16 protein-coding genes are annotated in these 17,592 nt (G+C 63.3%); 10 read left to right on the top strand and 6 right to left on the bottom strand.

What is annotated here, in order from left to right:
• Positions 1-4: 4 nt before the first annotated feature.
• Together argF and arcC are read left to right on the top strand one after the other, a co-directional pair.
• Positions 5-1,006, top strand: a complete 1,002-nt coding sequence (gene argF / locus ABD906_RS01565; RefSeq protein WP_345097831.1) for an ornithine carbamoyltransferase — start codon at positions 5-7, stop codon at positions 1,004-1,006.
• 4 nt (positions 1,007-1,010) lie between these two features.
• Positions 1,011-1,928: a carbamate kinase gene (arcC, locus tag ABD906_RS01560; protein WP_345097830.1), complete on the top strand. Its 918-nt coding sequence runs from the start codon at positions 1,011-1,013 to the stop codon at positions 1,926-1,928.
• Positions 1,929-2,061: 133 nt separating this feature from the next.
• Here the strand turns inward: arcC and ABD906_RS01555 are convergent, their stop codons facing one another.
• Together ABD906_RS01555 and ABD906_RS01550 are read right to left on the bottom strand one after the other, a co-directional pair.
• A complete protein-coding gene (locus tag ABD906_RS01555) occupies positions 2,062-2,817 on the bottom strand; it encodes an SDR family NAD(P)-dependent oxidoreductase (protein WP_345097829.1) in 756 nt (251 codons plus the stop codon).
• A 167-nt stretch (positions 2,818-2,984) separates the two neighbouring features.
• Entirely contained in the window at positions 2,985-3,377 is a 393-nt protein-coding gene (locus ABD906_RS01550) for a hypothetical protein (protein WP_345097828.1), read from the bottom strand.
• Between the two features lie 164 nt (positions 3,378-3,541).
• Here ABD906_RS01550 and ABD906_RS01545 point away from each other — a divergent pair, with 164 nt between their 5' ends.
• The gene (locus tag ABD906_RS01545) at positions 3,542-4,378 is read left to right on the top strand and encodes a universal stress protein (protein ID WP_345097826.1); all 837 of its coding nucleotides are present in this window, start codon (positions 3,542-3,544) and stop codon (positions 4,376-4,378) included.
• A 54-nt stretch (positions 4,379-4,432) separates the two neighbouring features.
• Here ABD906_RS01545 and ABD906_RS01540 read toward each other — a convergent pair whose 3' ends face one another.
• The gene (locus ABD906_RS01540) at positions 4,433-5,491 is read right to left on the bottom strand and encodes an enoyl-CoA hydratase/isomerase family protein (RefSeq protein WP_345097825.1); all 1,059 of its coding nucleotides are present in this window, start codon (positions 5,489-5,491) and stop codon (positions 4,433-4,435) included.
• Between the two features lie 387 nt (positions 5,492-5,878).
• Between ABD906_RS01540 and pqqA the strand changes: the two genes are divergently transcribed.
• Genes pqqA through pip form a run of 6 tightly spaced genes read left to right on the top strand, consistent with a single transcriptional unit; the run spans position 5,879 to position 10,134 of the window.
• Positions 5,879-5,959: a pyrroloquinoline quinone precursor peptide PqqA gene (gene pqqA / locus ABD906_RS01535; protein ID WP_345097878.1), complete on the top strand. Its 81-nt coding sequence runs from the start codon at positions 5,879-5,881 to the stop codon at positions 5,957-5,959.
• 42 nt (positions 5,960-6,001) lie between these two features.
• Positions 6,002-6,922, top strand: a complete 921-nt coding sequence (gene pqqB, locus ABD906_RS01530; protein WP_345097824.1) for a pyrroloquinoline quinone biosynthesis protein PqqB — start codon at positions 6,002-6,004, stop codon at positions 6,920-6,922.
• A complete protein-coding gene (gene pqqC, locus ABD906_RS01525; protein WP_345097823.1) occupies positions 6,919-7,686 on the top strand; it encodes a pyrroloquinoline-quinone synthase PqqC in 768 nt (255 codons plus the stop codon). Before pqqB ends, pqqC begins: the two co-directional genes overlap by 4 nt.
• The gene (gene pqqD, locus ABD906_RS01520) at positions 7,683-8,006 is read left to right on the top strand and encodes a pyrroloquinoline quinone biosynthesis peptide chaperone PqqD (RefSeq protein WP_345097822.1); all 324 of its coding nucleotides are present in this window, start codon (positions 7,683-7,685) and stop codon (positions 8,004-8,006) included. Before pqqC ends, pqqD begins: the two co-directional genes overlap by 4 nt.
• Positions 8,003-9,166 carry a pyrroloquinoline quinone biosynthesis protein PqqE gene (gene pqqE, locus ABD906_RS01515; protein WP_345097821.1) on the top strand — a complete coding sequence of 388 codons (1,164 nt, stop codon included), beginning with the start codon at positions 8,003-8,005 and terminating at the stop codon, positions 9,164-9,166. Before pqqD ends, pqqE begins: the two co-directional genes overlap by 4 nt.
• 5 nt (positions 9,167-9,171) lie before the next feature.
• Entirely contained in the window at positions 9,172-10,134 is a 963-nt protein-coding gene (gene pip / locus ABD906_RS01510; protein ID WP_345097877.1) for a prolyl aminopeptidase, read from the top strand.
• Here pip and ABD906_RS01505 read toward each other — a convergent pair.
• The 3 genes from ABD906_RS01505 to ABD906_RS01495 form a co-directional block, all read right to left on the bottom strand.
• Positions 10,120-12,927 carry an insulinase family protein gene (locus ABD906_RS01505; protein ID WP_345097820.1) on the bottom strand — a complete coding sequence of 936 codons (2,808 nt, stop codon included), beginning with the start codon at positions 12,925-12,927 and terminating at the stop codon, positions 10,120-10,122. The genes pip and ABD906_RS01505 overlap by 15 nt on opposite strands.
• Before the next feature lie 64 nt (positions 12,928-12,991).
• Positions 12,992-13,996, bottom strand: coding sequence for a LysR family transcriptional regulator (locus tag ABD906_RS01500; protein ID WP_345097819.1), 1,005 nt, complete (start codon positions 13,994-13,996; stop codon positions 12,992-12,994).
• Between the two features lie 203 nt (positions 13,997-14,199).
• The gene (locus ABD906_RS01495) at positions 14,200-15,696 is read right to left on the bottom strand and encodes a CoA-acylating methylmalonate-semialdehyde dehydrogenase (protein ID WP_345097818.1); all 1,497 of its coding nucleotides are present in this window, start codon (positions 15,694-15,696) and stop codon (positions 14,200-14,202) included.
• A gap of 280 nt (positions 15,697-15,976) precedes the next feature.
• Between ABD906_RS01495 and ABD906_RS01490 the strand changes: the two genes are divergently transcribed.
• Complete coding sequence (locus tag ABD906_RS01490; protein WP_345097817.1) at positions 15,977-17,590, top strand: ABC transporter substrate-binding protein; 1,614 nt, start codon at positions 15,977-15,979, stop codon at positions 17,588-17,590.
• Positions 17,591-17,592: the final 2 nt, after the last annotated feature.

Here is a 17,592-nt window from a genome sequence, read left to right as displayed (position 1 = left end):
CGGCATGCCAGTGAACCTGCGTGGCCGCAGTTTTCTCAAGCTGCTGGACTTCTCCCCGGACGAGATCCGCTTCTTGCTGCGTCTCGCCGCCTCGCTGAAGCAGGCGAAGTACGGTGGGTATGAGCGGCCAACGCTCACCCGCAAGAACATCGCCCTGATCTTCGAGAAGGACTCCACCCGTACCCGCACGGGCTTTGAGGTGGCGGCCTACGATCAGGGCGCCCATGTCACCTATCTGGGCCCCACCGGGACCCAGATAGGCAAGAAGGAATCGATCAAGGACACCGCTCGGGTGCTCGGCCGCATCTATGACGCCATCGAGTACCGCGGGTTCGGGCAGGACACCGCCGAGACACTCGCGCGCTATTCGGGTGTGCCCGTTTATAACGGGCTCACCGACACTTTCCACCCGACGCAGATTCTTGCCGACTTCCTCACCATGCGCGAGTACACGCGCAAGCACCTGTCGCAGCTCAAGTTCTGCTTCCTGGGTGACGCGAAGAACAACGTGGCCAACTCGCTGATGAGCGGCGCGGCCCTGATCGGCATGGAAATCCGCCTCGGCGCGCCGAAGTCCTGCTGGCCGGACCCGGCTCTCGTCGATCAGTGCCGGGAGATCGCCGAGAGGACCGGCGGCAAGATCGTTCTCACTGAAGACCCCCATGAAGCCGCGCGCGGTTGCGACTTCGTCTACACGGACGTTTGGGTATCCATGGGAGAGCCGGACAGCGTGTGGGAGGAGAGGATCAAGCTGCTCACGCCCTATCGCGTGACGAGGGACATCATGGCGGCGACGGAAAACCCGCACGCCAAGTTCATGCACTGTCTGCCCTCGTTCCACAACCGCGAGACGGAGATCGGCGAGAAGATCTTCCAGCAGTTCGGCATCGATTGCATGGAGGTGACGGAAGAAGTGTTCGAGTCCGAAGCTTCGGTCGTTTTCGATCAGGCTGAAAACCGTATGCACACCATCAAGGCGGTTCTTGTCGCCACGATCGGAGGCTGAAGTCATGCGTGTGGTTGTGGCCCTTGGCGGCAACGCGCTACTCAAGCGCGGCGAGCCTATGACGGCAGAGGTGCAGCGCGCGAACGTGCGTGTTGCGGCCGAGGCACTCGCCGACCTCGCCCGCGACCACGACATCGTGGTGGCGCACGGCAACGGCCCGCAGGTGGGGCTGCTTGCGCTGCAGGCAGCGGCCTACAAGGGCGTGCCCCCCTACCCGCTCGACATTCTCGGCGCGGAAAGCGTCGGCATGATCGGCTATCTGGTCGAGCAGGAGATGATCAACGCCATGCCGGACGGCTCGGCCTGTGCGACGCTGCTCACGCAGGTGGAGGTCGATCCGGACGACCCCGCCTTCCGCACGCCGACCAAGCCCATCGGTCGGCTCTATGAGGCGGACGAAGCCGAAAAGCTACGCGCCGAAAAGAACTGGCCGATGGTCGAGGAAAGCACTGGCAAGTGGCGGCGCGTGGTGCCTTCGCCCACGCCGCAGCGCATCGTGCAGGTCAACCCGATCCGGATTCTGGTGGAAACCGGAGTGACGGTCATCTGCGCGGGCGGCGGCGGCATTCCGGTGATCCGAAATGACGAGGGCGATCTCGAAGGCGTAGAGGCGGTAATAGACAAGGATCACGCGGCGGCGCTTCTCGCCCGTGAGCTCAATGCCGATGCCTTCCTGATGCTGACCGACGTGGATGCGGTTTACGCCGACTGGGGCACGCCAAACCAGCGGCCGCTGCAGGACACGACCCCCGCGGAACTCTCCGCCATGTCCTTTGCCGCCGGTTCCATGGGACCGAAGGTCGAAGCGGCCTGCACCTTTGCACTATCAGTTCCTGGACGGCTGGCCGGCATCGGGCGGTTGCAGGACGCCCGCGCCATTCTCGAAGGGCGTGCCGGCACGCGCGTGCGGGCGGTGGAATAGCCGCCCTTCCGTCCTGCAAAGACGGCCGGTCCTGTCACCTCCGCACATGTCTGTTTGCCCGAACAAGACAGCCGCACCACATTTCGGTGGCGCGGCTGCGGTGTCGGTGACGCAGCCCTGACTAATGGTCGCGTCACGGTGCCGTATAGGCGCCGTCGACCAGGTGATAGCTGCCGGTGATGAAGGACGCCTTGTCCGACAGCAGGAAGCAGGTAAGCGCGGCCACCTCTTCCGGCTTTCCAAGGCGCCCCACCGGATGCAGAGCGGTGATCTGTTTCAGCGCCTCGGGGTCGATGTTGTTGGTCACCAGCGGTGTCTCGATGAAGCCTGGCCCGACCGCGGTCACGCGGATGTTCTTCGTCGCATACTCCATCGCCGCCGTCTTGGTGAGACCCACGACGCCATGCTTGGCGGCCACGTAAGCGCTGGAGTTGGCGAAGCCCTGGGTGCCAAGGATCGACGACATGTTGACGATCGCGCCACCGCCCGCCTCAAGCATCGCAGGGATCTCGTAGTGCATGCAGTAGAAGACGCTCATCAGGTTGATGTCGATGACCTTGCGCCAGCCGTCGAGCGGATATTCGGCCACCGGCGCCGACGGGCCGCCGATGCCCGCGTTGTTCACGGCCAGGTGCAAGGCCCCGAACGTCTTCTTGGCAAAGGCCACCATGGCCGCGACCTCCTCCGGAACCGACACGTCGATACGGAAGGAAGCAGCCTTGCCGCCCTTGGCTTCAATTTCGGCCACAACCTTTTTGGCGCCCTCCTCGTCGAGGTCGGCGACCACGACGGCCGTTCCCGACGCCGCGAGCTGAAGCGCGCAAGCTGCTCCAATCCCAGACGCCGCGCCCGTTACCAGCGCGACCTTGCCTTCAAATTCCTTGGACATCTGCATCACTCCTTCATGGGTTCGGAAACCCGACACGGCAGTCTTCCCGCTGTCGCGTGCTTTGTGCGGGGAGTTCCGGCGCCCCCGTCACAGGCATAACGGTCGCCGGTCTTGATCAGTTTTCCCTCACCATTCTCCGGCTAACAGCCGAGTGTAGCGCGTTGCGCTCACACGGGTTCGACGATCTTGATCTGATAGGTCCGCATCTTGTCTTCATCGTCGCGGACGGACACGTATTCGCCAACCACAAAACGCTCTTCGCCGAGGCGGAAACCGATCTCGTCGTCATCCTCTCCTTCGCCGTAGTCGAAGAACCACTGTCCGCCGGGCTTGCGGCGCAGCTTGCCAATCTGGTCCTCCTCGCCGGGGCGGAAGCGCCGCACGCGGCAGTCGTCCTTGCGCTTCTTCCATTCTTCGGGATCAAGCGTGCCGTCCGGGGTCAGCGGAACCACGAGATCGTACCCGAAGTTCCGATCGCCCATGGGATGCTCCTTCTCGCGGGCGAGCTCCATGCGAACGTGCCACAAACCCAGAGCCGATTTCCTGTCAGTCGCTTCCATTGCGTCCTCCGTGGGTAGCGATTCAGCTTCTCAGGTCCGCGGTCCCCCGACATTGATTGGCGTCAATCGATCCTGAACCATGGATTGACGCGGCACAAGGTTCTTCGCTCTAGTAGGGTCAAGCCTTTGCAAAATTGGCGACCCACCCCGCAAGGAGACATTTGATGGCCTTTAAGACTGTACTGTCGGTCGTTGAGACCCGGGCGTCCGAAAACGACCTGAAACTGGCGGTCGACCTTTGCCAGAGAGAGAACTCGCATCTGGCAATCCAGCTCATCACCATTGCCATTCCTCCTCCCGAATCGCCCAGCGCCCCCATGAGCGACACGGCCTGGGTTGAGGCATACCGCAACCTCACGGACCAGCTTAACCAACGGGTGAACACGATAAACACCCTGTTTGCACAAACGGGCGTGTCGGGAGACATTGCTACCGAGTATCTGGACAAGGGCTCCGTCGATGAGGCAGTCGGCATCCGGGCGAGATGCGCGGACATCGCCGTGATCGGCCCGGAGCTGATGGCAAATGATTCCCTGAAATCGTCTGTGCTCCGGGGGCTTTTCTACATTGCACAGATCCCCGTGCTGCTCGTGCCCAAAGGCAAGTCGGCCACGTTCCACCCAAAGACGGTGCTGCTTGCCTGGGATGGCGGCCTGGAAGCCAGCCGCGCTGCGCATGAGGCGCTTCCGCTGCTCCTCAACGCGGGGAAGGTCCACATCACCATGGTCACCCCGGACGATTCGACCGAGAAGCGCACGATGGAACCGGGGGCTGATCTTGCTGCCTATCTGGCGCGCCACGGCGTGAACGCGATCGTCGACCGCCTGCCCCGGGACGGACGGCGAGTCGCGGAGGTGCTGCAGGCCCATGCCGCGGACATTTCGGCCGACCTGATTGTCATCGGCGCGTACAGCCATTCGCGCCTGCGCGATCTCATCTTCGGCGGCGTGACGCGCACGATGCTCTCGGACGCCCGGCTGCCGGTCTTCATGGCCAGGTGATATCGCTTGAGTCCCGCGAAAGCCGTTCGCGGACGGCTCTCGCGGCCGGCGAGCTCACCGCCGGAAGTGCGGTTCCTCCGCCAGCGGCTCGAAGCAGCGCGCAACCTCGTCATCCGAGATGGCGGACAGCTCCGCGGGCTCCCAGCGCGGTTTGCGGTCCTTGTCCACGATCGCCGCGCGTACACCTTCGAGGAAATCGGGGCGCTGGATCGCGTGCACACCGGCGCGGTATTCATTGAGCAGGCATTCCTCGACCGTAGACGCGTTCCGCGCCAGGCGCACCAGCCGCAGTGCGAGCTTCACGCTCATGGGACATTTCGCCAGGATCGTCTCGCGCGTTTCCTGGGCGAAGGCAGTCACGGACCTGTCGAGCGCGGCAACGATGCTTTCAGCATCGTCGTGCAGGAAAGCGGCATCGATCTCGTCCCTGTAGGCGGGCAGGACGATGCCCTGCGCAGGCTCCTCGAAATCCTCCAAAATGGTTTCGATCTCGTCCGCCAACGACACCTTTACCAGGGTCTCGACCAACTCATCGAGCCTTCCTGTCGGGATCATCATGTCAGCGAACCCAAGCTGGATGGCGTCCCCCGCGGCGAAACTCTCGCCCGTCAGGGCCAGATAGGTTCCAAGCTCTCCCGGCGCCTTGGCCAGATACCACGTCGCGCCCACGTCGGGCACGAAGCCGATGCTCACCTCCGGCATTGCCAGCCTGGAGCGCTCGGTGACTATCCGGTGACGGCCATGTACCGAGAGCCCGATACCGCCTCCCATCACGATGCCGTCCATGATCGCGATGAACGGCTTGGCGAACCGGGCGATTCGCGCGTTGAGCTCGTATTCGGCCCGAAGGAACCGAGCCGCACCGTCGGTTCCTGCCCGCACGGCCTCGTACATCTCCCGAATATCGCCGCCGGCGCACAGCCCGCGGTCCCCGGTACCATCGAGCAGTACGGCGACCACACCCCCTTCAGCCTCGAACCGGTCGAGCGCGCGCGAGATGATACCCGCCATCTCAGTGTTGAGGCTGTTGAGCGCCTTCGGCCGATTCAGCTTGATGCGGCCAAGCGCGCCCTGGCGGAAAACAAGAACAGGTCCTTCAAGCACATCCGTCATGTGGTCTCCGTTTCCTCAAACGTGCTGTTTCTGACGCTCGGAATGACTCGCCCGGACTTCGGGAGCTTCAGAACAATCTGGTCCAGCAGGACAACACAAGCAATCCGGATGCTCAAACAACGTCTGGATGCGGCTGAATCAGGCATTCCGCCCCGCGGTTGCAGACTGGATCGCAGAACAGGTCACGGAACTTCAATTTGATGCGGAAACGTGGGAAATCACATCCCTCACCAATGAACACAATGCCAGGCGGCCCAAGGCTTAGGGCGGTGTGAGCGCATTTGATCTATAACAAACATAGATGGATATGCCGGGGCGCAGCGTGCAAGATCCTCCGCGGGTGGCCGGTCATGGTGGTCGGCACCCTCCAGCTAGAGAGGAGAAATCATGTCCTGGAAGTCACCGAAAATCGTTGAAGTGCAGGTCGGCATGGAAATCAACATGTACGCCTGCGCAAAGCGCAAGTAACAGCACGTTTGTCTGCCGCAACCTCGAGAAGGGCAAGTCATCATGTTGCGAGCCATCGTATTGGGAGCTGCGGCAGGCGGCGGCGTTCCTCAGTGGAACTGCAATTGTGAGAACTGCCGGACCGCACGAGGCACCCTATCCCTTCAGGCGACGCAGGCCTCCCTGGCCGTCAGTTGCGACGACAGCCACTGGTTCCTGATCAACGCCTCGCCTGACGTGCGGCAGCAGATCATCGCAACACCTAGACTACATCCCAGGGAAGGCGCCTTGCGACACACGCCGATCGCAGGCGTCTTCCTCACCAACGGCGAGGTGGACGCGGTGGCCGGCCTGCTTTCCTTGAGGGAAAGCTCGCCCTTCACAATCTACGCCCACCGCAAGGTGCTATCGGTGCTGGCGGAAAACAGCATCTTCAACGTGCTCAATCCTGACTTTGTGCGGCGCGAGCCGATCGAGATCGAACGGCCCTTCGAGCCGAAGCTGCCGGACGGCAGCCACTCCGGGCTCGAGGTCACGGCCTTCGTCGTGCCCGGCAAGCCAGCCTGGTATCTGGAGGGCACAGGACGCGAAAAGCCGGAAGAGGAAGGCGACACGATCGCCCTCCACATCCGCGCGAAGAGTGGAGGTGAGCTCTTCTTCATCGCCGCCTGCGGCGAGGTCACGCCCGAGCTGGAGAAGCGGATCGCAGGCGCGCCGCTCGTCTTCTTCGACGGCACGCTCTGGCGCGACGATGAGATGATCACCTCCGGTCTCGGCTGGAAAACCGGCCGGCGTATGGGCCACATCTCCATGTCGGGCGAGGACGGCGCAATCGCGAGGCTCGCCGACCTCGGCATCCGGCAGAAGGTTTTTCTTCACATCAACAATTCCAATCCCGTGCTCAGACCCGGCTCCGAGGAGCGCCGGCAGGCCGAAGCGGCGGGATGGCTAATTCCCCATGACGGAATGGAGCTCACCCAATGAACGTGGTCCCGACGTGGTCCGACATTGACGACAGCCCGCTGGAAAGCGCCGAGGCCCTCGAAAGGCGGCTCTACGAGATCGGTGCAAAGCGCTATCACAACCTGCACCCGTTCCATAAGATGCTGCACGGCGGCAAGCTCAACAAGGGACAGGTCCAGGCCTGGGCGCTCAACCGCTACTATTACCAGAGCTCGATCCCCATCAAGGATGCGCATGTTCTCTCGCGCTTCCGCGACCGAAACATCCGACTGGAATGGCGCAAACGCATCGAGGACCATGATGGCGTTGCCGGCGACGAGGGCGGCATCGAACGCTGGCTCGTCCTGACCGATGGCCTCGGGCTCGACCGGGCCTATGTGGAGTCAACGCAGGGCATTCTCCCCGCCACACGCTTCGCGGTAGACGCGTACGCGAACTTCGTGGCACAGCGCACGCCGCTCGAGGCGATCGCCTCCTCACTCACGGAGCTCTTCGCCCCGCAGCTGCACGAGGAGCGGATCGCCGGCATGCTGGAGCACTACGACTTCATCTCGCCGAAGGTGATGGCCTATTTCAAGCGCCGCCTGGACCAGGCTCCGCGCGACGCCATGTTTGCCCTCAATTACGTCAAGGAGCACGCCCGCACGCCGGAGGAGCGCAAGGCCGTTTGCGAGGCGTTGATCTTCAAGACAAACGTGCTCTGGGTGCAGCTTGACGCGCTCTACCATGCCTATGTCTGCGGCCACATTCCGCCCGGAGCCTTCCGCCCGGAGGAACACGCATGAACACGGCTCCCGCCAGCAGCCCCCGTCTGGAGCTTTCGGAGCAGAGCCGCCCGAAGCTTTCGCGCCACGCACGGCTGAAGTTCGACAAGATACGTGAGCAATGGGTGCTGCTGGTGCCGGAGCGTGTCCTCGTTCCGGATGAGACGGCGGTGGAAATCCTGCACCTCTGCGACGGCGAGCGTAGCATCGCAGCCGTGGTGGACGAGCTTTGCAGGAAATACGCGGCCGACAGACAATTGATCAGAAACGACGTCATCGCCCTGCTGCAGGACCTGGCCGACAAGGGTTACCTGATTGACGCCGGGGAGGAGAAAGCATGACCGATCTGCTTGAAGAACCAAGAGACGGAGCGAAAACGCTTGCCGGCGCGGGCAAGAGCTATGGCATTCCCATGTCGGTGCTGGCGGAGATCACCCACCGCTGCCCACTGCAATGTCCCTACTGCTCCAATCCGGTGGAGCTGGAGCGCGCGGGCGCGGAACTCACCACCGAGGAGTGGAAGCGCGCCATGAGCGAAATGGCGGATATGGGCGTGCTGCAGATCCATTTCTCCGGCGGGGAACCGACGGCGCGGAAGGATCTCGTCGAACTTGTCCGCCATGCGACCGAGGTGGGCCTCTACTCGAACCTCATCACTTCCGCCGTGCTGCTCACTCGCGACAAACTCGCGCAACTCGCTGATGCTGGCCTGTCCCACGTCCAGATCAGCTTCCAGGGCAGCGAGGCGGGCATCGCCGACCGCGTGGGCGGCTTCAAGGGGGGCCATGCGAAGAAGCTTGAGGTCGCGCGCTGGGTCCGGGAGGTCGGCCTGCCACTCACCATCAACGCGGTCATGCACCGGCAGAACCTCCACCAGTTGCCGGAGATCATCGACATGGCGGTGGCGCTGGATGCGGACCGGCTGGAGGTCGCCAACGTCCAATATTATGGCTGGGCGCTGAAGAACCGGGCTGCGCTGATGCCAACGGAAGAGCAGGTCGACTGGACGACCAGGATCGTCGAGGAGGCGCAGGAGCGGCTGCGCGGCATTCTCGCCATCGACTACGTGATCCCGGACTACTACGCGCTGCAGCCCAAGAAGTGCATGGGCGGCTGGGGCCAGCAGTTCTTCAACATCTCCCCCTCCGGCAAGGTGCTGCCCTGCCACGCCGCGGAGAGCATCACGGGCCTGCATTTCGACTCGGTACGTGACCATTCGCTCGCATGGATCTGGGAAAATTCACCCGCGCTCAACCTTTACCGCGGGACGGACTGGATGCCGGAGCCCTGCCGCAGCTGTCCGAAGAAGGAGGAAGACTTCGGCGGCTGCCGCTGCCAGGCCTTCGCCCTCACGGGTGACGCTTCAAACCCCGATCCGGCCTGCGTCTTCTCGCCCTTCCACGAGCAGATCTTCCGCGCCGCGAAGGAGGAAGCAACAGGCCCGGCCGAACGGTTCATCTACCGCAATTTTGCGGGCGGCACGCCTGAAGGCGAGCGGTAGTGACAATGCAGGAAGCGCTGGTTCCGGCGCACCTCCGGTCGGAGTACCTCGAAGCGGGCGATGGCCACGAGATTTATGTGGAGACGGTGGGCAATCCCGAAGGCATTCCTGTCGTCTTCCTGCACGGCGGGCCGGGAAGCGGCTGCCAGGCCGAGCACCGGACGTTGTTTGCAGATTCCCGGCTCCATGCCGTGCTCTTCGACCAGCGTGGCGCGGGGCGCAGCCGGCCGCATGGCGAGCGGCGAGCAAACACCACCGGGCATCTGATTGCAGACATGGAACTCATCCGCCGCCACCTCGGCATCGAAAAATGGCTGGTGGTGGGCGGCTCATGGGGCGCGACGCTGGCGCTCGCCTATGCCGAACAGCATCCGGAACGCGTGCTGGGCATCGCGCTGCGAGCCACGTTTCTCGGAACGCGCGCCGAGCTCGAAACGGCATTCCGTGAGAACCTCTCCCGTTTCTACCCGCTGCTATGCCGAGACTTTCTCGCCCTGCTTCCTGAAGCTGAGCGGCATGATCCCCTGCCCGCCTACTGGCTTCGCATTCTCGGCGTGGACCCGGAGGAGGCCGCGAGCTTTGCCCATGCGTGGGCCGCCACCGAACGGGCGCTCGCTTCGCTCATGCCACACGCCGACCGGCTTCCGCCACCCGGCAAGCCTTCACCCAGCGCGTACATGGAAGCGCATTACTTCAGCCACGGCTGCTTCCTTGCCGACGCTCCCGTGCTGGAAAACGCGGGGAAGCTTCACGGCACTCCCGGCATCATCATTCTGGGGCGCTACGACCTGCTCTGCCCGCCGGAGACAGCTTATGCGCTCGCCGCACGCTGGCCGGAAGCGGAAGTGCGGGTCGTTGAGGGCGCGGGCCATTTGCTTGGAGAGCCGGGCGTGCGCGAGGCCGTGGTAAAGGCTATCGGCGATCTTGCTGACAGGATCGGTGAACGAGGCGACCTATACGGCCGTTAGCGTGAACAGGCCTGGGCGCTCCGCGAGCGCTGCCTGGAGCGCTTCCTCCGAACCCAGCACGGCAACACGCTTCGGCTGCGCCTCGATCAGGTCGGCCAGACGGAGGAAGTCGTTCCGCGTAGCGGACAGCAGGCTGTCGCGCCGTGCCTGCCGCTTCTCCAATGAGTCACCGGACAGCATTGAAAGCATGGCCTCCAAGCTGCTCTCGCGCGGCAGTTTCGGCCGGTCCCACTCAGCGATGGCGCTGATGATGCCCTGCCGGATCTCCGTTTCCGAAATTGGCCCCCGCAGGAATTCGAAAACGGAGCCGAAGACATCCAGCGTCCGCGACAGGTGCGGATCGCGATAGGACAGAAAACGGAGCGGACCTGCGAGTGGATCGAACCGCGCCAGCGTGCCATAGGCCCCGCCCTCCATGCGCACCCGGTTCCAGAGCCACGATCCCGTGACATGACGCACAACCGCTGCGAAGGCTCCCGCGCGATCGTCCTTCGGCACCCTCACACCCTGGGCCACGAAATTGACCGAGGCGTTGACGGCAATGCCCATCGGGGCCCGGAGTTTCGGGACCATCGCCACTCCGAAACCCGTCTCCTCCGGCAGGCTGCCGAGGGCCTCCACTGCCACTGCCGCGCTTGCTTCCGCGACCGCCGGCGCTGCCGTCACGCTACAGATCACGCTGTTGCGCCGAACGAGCCGGCCGTGGAGATCCTGCAGGTCATCCCGAATGCCGTCCCATTCCGCTTCCACTCGATTCTTTAGGCGCCTCAGAAACTGAAGTTGCGAGATACCTTGCAGGATTTCAGCAAGCGCGCCGGCTTCGTTAAGGGCCGAGGAAACTGCCAGGTCCGCATAGTCATGCCCGCGTTGGATCAGCCCCGCGCTATGGCGGGCGATCTCGTCTGCCAGCAGCGTCATGAAGCGTTCACGGTCATCGGGTAAGGGCGCGGCTAGCAAATCCACCACGAGCGCCAGGATTTCCGGCAAGTTCTCCTGCATGCCCGCCAGCCGCAGGAACAGCCAGGCCTGCGGACCGTCAGATGTCGCAAGGGCGCGGGTCTCCACTGAGGTACGGCCGAGCAGCCGGTTTCTGCGCGCAGCGAAGGCTCCGTTCTCCAGCATCATCCGTCCGAAAAGCGGCGCGAGCGGCAGAAGCGAAGGCGGAAGGCGATGCAGCGGCAGCCCAAGCTGAAAATGGCAGATGCCGTTGGTCTGTAGCGGGAAGAGCAGAATGCGCGGGTTGCTCTCCCGAACGATCTCGCACGGGATCCGCTCTTCCTTCCGCCCGATCTCGTCGATACCAAGAACCGGCACGGTTGAAGCCGCGGGTTTCTCCTTCGCGGGAGGTTTGTAAAACGGCAGCAATGCCGCCAGCCTGGCCTGCTCGGTCGCAGCTTCGCGCGCGGCCTGCTCCGCATCCGGCTCGAGGATCACCGTCGCGTGATGCGGATTGTCCGCCAATAGTCTTCGGATTCGATCGCGAATGCTGGCCGTGTCCTTCACCAGTTCCCCAAGCGTCGCCAGCGGCTTCTCGAAGGCCAGAAAGTCGAGCGGGTCGCGCCCTGCCCGCCAGAAGGCAAGGAGCTCATGCATGAGCGCCAGCCCGGACGGCATGCGCCCGCCATCATTCTCCCGCAGGCGGAATTCAAGACGGTGAAGCGCGGCGTTCGCCAGGTCCGGATCAAGCCCATGGCGGACGATTTCGGTAAACGTGCCATCAACAATTTCATCGAAACGGCCAACCGCCAGCTTCGCGTTGAGGCCGCCCATTTTGATCGAAAGCACGGGCTGAGGTGTTTGGCGGGAAAGGCCCGAACCCGTCACGTGCCCGCCCAGGCCGCTTTGATTGACCGCCCTTCGCAACAGCCCGGCATCAGACCCGACAAGAAGTTCTGCCAGAAAGTCCTGTTCCAGCGCCTCGGGCAGGTCAATGGGCGGCGGCAGAACCCAGCCGCGCGTGATGTGCCCTGCGGAAACGTCCGCCACCGCGGGGAATGTACGGTAAAGCTGCCTCGGTCCGTTGAACTGCGGCTGTAGCGGTGGCGGCTCCAGCTTCGGTCCACGCTTGAAACCTGCCAGCCGCTCATCGAGAAATGCCAACGCCTCTTCGACATCGAGATCGCCTGATAGAAACACCAGAGCGTTCGAGGGCTGGTAGTGGAGCGCATGAAAGGCACGCATCGCTTCGGGCGTCAGCGACGGGATCGCGACAGGGTCGCCGTCATGGTCGAACCGGTAGAATGTGTCGGGGAAAAGGGCCGCCCGCAGCGCCCGGTCAAGCCGCGCGTCGGGATGGCCATAGGCACCTTTCATCTCGTTGTAGACCACACCGCCGAAACCGGCCGGCCTGCCGTCCTCTTCGCTGGGCTCGATGTGCCAGCCTTCCTGCCGGAAGGTGGTTTCCCTCAGCAAGGGATGAAGCACCGCGTCGAGATAGACGTCGAAGAGATTGTAGAAGTCGCGCAGGTTCCGGCTGGCCGCCTTGAAAACGGTCATGTCCGGCAGCGTCGCGGCATTGAGATGGGTCTGCAGCGACCCCTTCAGCAGCTCCGCGAAAGGCGCCGTGGACGGGTAGCGGCGAGAACCGCAGAGCACCACGTGTTCCAGAACATGCCCGATGCCGGTGTCATCGGGCGTCTCAGTGCGGAAGGCGATGCCAAAGCACCTGTTGACGTCACCATTGGTCAGGGAAAGCACCTCGAGTCCGGTTCGGTCATGAACGTAGGACCGGGCAACCGAACCGCGTTCGGGGATCTTGATCTCCCGCAGGAGTCTGAACGCCTGCCCTGTCACTCCGCCGGTCTCCCCATGATCACCGCATTATCCGGACAAGGATGCACCACCTGGCCCGGCAGTGCTAGCGTTTCGCCAGGATCGGCGGCGTGTCGCGCAGCGCGGGGAGTTCAATTTCTCTCGACACGTCCTGCAGGATCTGCAGGAAGCTCGCATAGGGCTGGGTATGCTGATACTGGGTCGGCACGAGCGCCACGATCTTTCGCGGCGGGAAGGAAACCCGGTAGAGGCGAAACCCTCCTTCGGCTGGCCCGTCCATGACGCAGGCAAGCGCGGGTGCAAGGCACACCCCCACGCCGGCGCGCACCAGCGCCAGGGCGTCGCCGTAGCCGCGCGTGCTGGCAACCTGGCGGTTCTCCGGCAGCAGCTCCGAATACCACTCCTGCACATGCTGGCTGTGGGCCGTGCCGAACGAAAAACGGATCGACCGGTTGAGAACGTCCCGCACACCCCGCGAAAGCCCGTCCGAACTGGCTATTCCCTCCAGTTGGACGTTTCCCGGAACCACGAGCACATATGGATCTTCCAAAAGGGGAATCTGCATGAAGCCCGTGCCGGCGCTCGCCACCGCGCCCGCGTTGATGAGGCCGATGTTGGCCCGCCGGCCATAAAGCATCTCGAGGACATCCGGCGGCGCGGCATCATGAATGTCGTATTCCACGTCGGGAAACATTTCCTGCGTCCGCGCGATCGCCCGCGGCAGCACCAGGCGCAGCATGGAACTCAGACCCGCGATCCGCAGCGTGACGCGCAGGCCTGCGCTGAACTCGGCAAGTCCGTCCTCAAGTTCCTGCATGTTGCGCAGCACGGCTTCAGCCTTGCGCAGCAGGAAATGGCCCGCCTCCGTCAGGATCATCTGATTTGAGCGCCGCTCGAACAGCGGCGTGCCAACAATGGCTTCCAGATTTGCGATCTGCTGGGAAAGCGTGGGCTGCGTGAGCCCGAGCTGCTTGGCCGCCTTGGTCAGGGTCTCGCCGTGGGCGACAGCCCAAAAGATCCGCATGCGCTGCAGCGTGATCTCGCCGCCGTTGCGCTTGCCGGACTTTCGCGGCAGCTCGGCATTGGACACGGTTCCTCCCCCATGTGAGTTTATCCGACTGAGTTTATCCGACCGTTTCCGGCCATCCGGCCAGAGACTCGCGTGGATGCTTATCACACCCCCTTAATAATACTATCACCTCAAAAACGTTCAGGGCACGCATGATGCTCCCCTCAACAAGAACCCGGCCTCGCGGCCGGGTCTTGCAACGCGTTCCGCCGATCCGACGCTGTTCAGCGCATCGTCGGGATGACGAACTCGGCGCCGCTGCGAATACCGGAGGGCCAGCGCGACGTGACCGTCTTGGTCTTGGTGTAGAAGCGGATCGAGTCCGGCCCGTGCTGGTTGAGGTCGCCGAAGCCCGAAGCCTTCCAGCCTCCGAACGTGTAGTAGGCAAGCGGCACCGGAATCGGCACATTGACGCCGACCATGCCCACATTCACGCGGGAAACGAAGTCCCGCGCCGCATCACCGTCACGCGTGAAGATGGCGACGCCGTTGCCATACTCGTGCTCGCTCGGAAGCCGCAGCGCTTCCTCATATGTATCCGCCCTTACGATGGACAGCACCGGCCCGAAGATCTCCTCCTTGTAGATGTGCATGTGGGGCTTGACCTCGTCGAACAGACAACCGCCCATGTAGAAGCCGTTCTCATAGCCCTGCATCGTGAAGCCGCGGCCGTCGACCAACAGCTTTGCGCCTTCCTGAACGCCGAGGTCCACGTAGGAGATTACCCGGTCGCGGTGCGCTTTCGTCACCAGCGGTCCAAAGTCCGCGGTGGGATCGGTGGATGGTCCCACTTTAAGAGATTCGACGCGCGGGACCAGCCGCTCCACCAGCGCGTCTGCGGTGGCTTTGCCCACGGGCACGGCCACCGATACGGCCATGCAGCGTTCGCCGGCCGAGCCGTAGCCCGCGCCGATGAGGGCGTCGACCGTCTGGTCGAGGTCAGCGTCCGGCATGATGATGAGATGGTTCTTGGCGCCGCCGAAGCACTGCACCCGCTTGCCGCTCGCCGCCGCGCGCGAATAGACGTACTGGGCGATGGCCGACGATCCAACGAAGCCGACCGCCTGGATATCCGGATCGTCCAGAATGGCGTCAACCGCCTCCTTGTCGCCGTTCACCACGTTCAGGATGCCGGCTGGAAGGCCCGCCTCCATCATCAGCTCGGCAAGCCGCATCGGCACGCCCGGATCACGCTCCGAGGGCTTCAGAATGAAGGCGTTGCCGCAGGCAATCGCCGGCGCGAACGTCCACATCGGGATCATGGCCGGAAAGTTGAACGGCGTGATGCCCGCCACCACGCCCAACGGCTGGCGCATGGAATAGATGTCGATGCCGGGCCCTGCCCCTTCCGTGAACTCCCCCTTCATCAGGTGAGGAATGCCGCAGGCGAACTCCACCACCTCGATGCCGCGCTGGATGTCGCCCTTCGCATCGGCAATGGTCTTGCCCTGTTCGCGCGCCAGCAGGTCGGCCAGCGAATCCATCTCCCTGTTCACCAGCTCGAGGAATTTCATCAGCACGCGGGCACGGCGTTGCGGGTTGACGGCGGCCCACGCAGGTTGCGCGGCCTTCGCATTCTCGACCGCCTTGCGAACCTCGTCCTTCGATGCCAGCGCGACCTGCCCGATCACATCGCCAGTCATTGGCTGGTAAAAGTCCGCGAACCGGCCGGACGTACCCTCGACGTGCTTGCCTCCGATGAAATGGCCAACCTGACGCACAATAACCTCCTCCAATTCGGTCTTTCTTAGATAGCAAGGATGGCGCGCGCAGCGAAGGATGAAGTTTTCACATTCCCGAGGCAGCTGGAAGATCAGGAGTGCTCGGTCGCGACTCCATCATTCAGTTGGATAGCAAAAATACTCTACAACGATACTGTGATCAGAAATAGTTTCCTAAGGCTCGCTTTGACGGAAAGGCGGTCATGCCTAGAATGATGGCTGCAGATTTCGCAATTTCGCGCCAACGGGACGCTCGTCCTGCAGCAACGGAGAATTACCCATGTCATTGTCGCGTCGCACGCTTCTCAAGGGCGCAGGACTGCTGCTTGCGTCCACTGCACTTCCCATCACCAGTTTCAGGCAGGCTCTTGCGCAGGATCTTCCGACGGGTGGCCGTCTGATCGTCGCCGCGGACTCCGAGCCGCGCAATCTCAACCCCGCCATCGTCGCCTCGAACGGCGTGTTTTTCGTCGCCAGCAAGGTAATCGAGCCGCTGGCGGAGGCCGATTTCAACGGTCAGGATGGCCTGGTACCCCGGCTCGCCGTCTCCTGGGAAGGTTCGGATGACGGCCTTTCAGCCACCTTCAGACTGCGTGAGGGTGTCACCTGGCACGACGGTACGCCGTTCACCTCGGCCGACGTCGCCTTCTCGGCGATGGAAGTCTGGAAGCCGCTGCAGAACCTCGGCCGCATCGTATTTGCCAACCTCGAAGCTGTCGACACACCGGACGAGCACACGGCTGTCTTCCGCTTCTCCAAGCCAACGCCGTTCCAGCTCATCCGCAATGCTTTGCCGGTGGTCACCAGCGTGCTGCCGAAGCATCTCTATGAGGGCACCAATATTGCCGAGAACCCGCACAACAACCAGCTGGTTGGCACGGGGCCGTTCAAGTTCGCGGAGTACAAGCCGGGCGAATACTACCGGCTCGTGCGCAACGAGAACTACTGGAGCGAAGGCGAGCCGTATCTGGACGAGATCATCTACCGCGTCCTGCCGGACCGCTCGGCGGCCGCCAGCGCAATCGAGGCAGAGGAAATCCATCTTGCCGCCTTCTCGGCGGTACCGCTGGCCGATCTCGCCCGCATCAGCAAGGTGCCGGGCATCGATGTCGTCACCAAGGGCTACGAGGGCCTGACCTACCAGCTTGTGGTGGAGATCAACCATCGCCGCAAGGAACTGGCCGACGTCAACGTGCGCCGCGCGATCGCCCACGCCATCGACAAGAAGTACGTGGTCGACACGATCTTCCTCGGCTACGCGACACCGTCGACGGGCATCGTTCCGCAGAACGCGCCGGAATTCTACAATCCGGACGTTCCCCAGTATGAATTCGACGTCGCCAAGGCGAACGAACTGCTCGACCAGGCCGGCTACCCGCGCGGCGACAACGGCATCCGCTTCTCGCTGAGGCTGCTGCCGGCGCCGTATTTCAACGAGACGCGTCAGTTCGGCGAATACCTGCGCCAGGCGCTGGCGGCGATTGGCATCGACGCGCAGCTGGTCAACAACGACTCTGCGGCGCACCAGAAGGCGGTTTACACCGACCACGACTTCGACCTTGCCGTGGCTCCGCCCGTGTTCCGCAACGATCCGGCGATCTCCACGACCATCCTGGTGCGCTCCGGCACACCTGCCGGTGTGCCTTTCTCCAACCAGGGTGGATACGAGAACGCCGAGATCGACGCCCTGATTGACCGCGCTGCCGAAACCGTGGATACGGAGGAGCGCACCCGGCTCTACAAGGAGCTGCAGGTGAAGGTGGTCGAAGAGCTGCCGCTGATAAACGTGGCCGAGTGGGGCTTCATCACCGTGACACGGGACAGCGTGCTCAATGTGGGCAACAACCCGCGCTGGGCCGTCTCGAACTGGGCAGATGTAGCCCTCAAGCAGTAAAC

It is taken from the genome of Chelativorans composti (assembly GCF_039541695.1).
GTDB classification, from domain to species: Bacteria; Pseudomonadota; Alphaproteobacteria; order Rhizobiales; family Rhizobiaceae; genus Chelativorans; species Chelativorans composti.
This window is presented reverse-complemented; position numbering and strand designations above follow the sequence as displayed.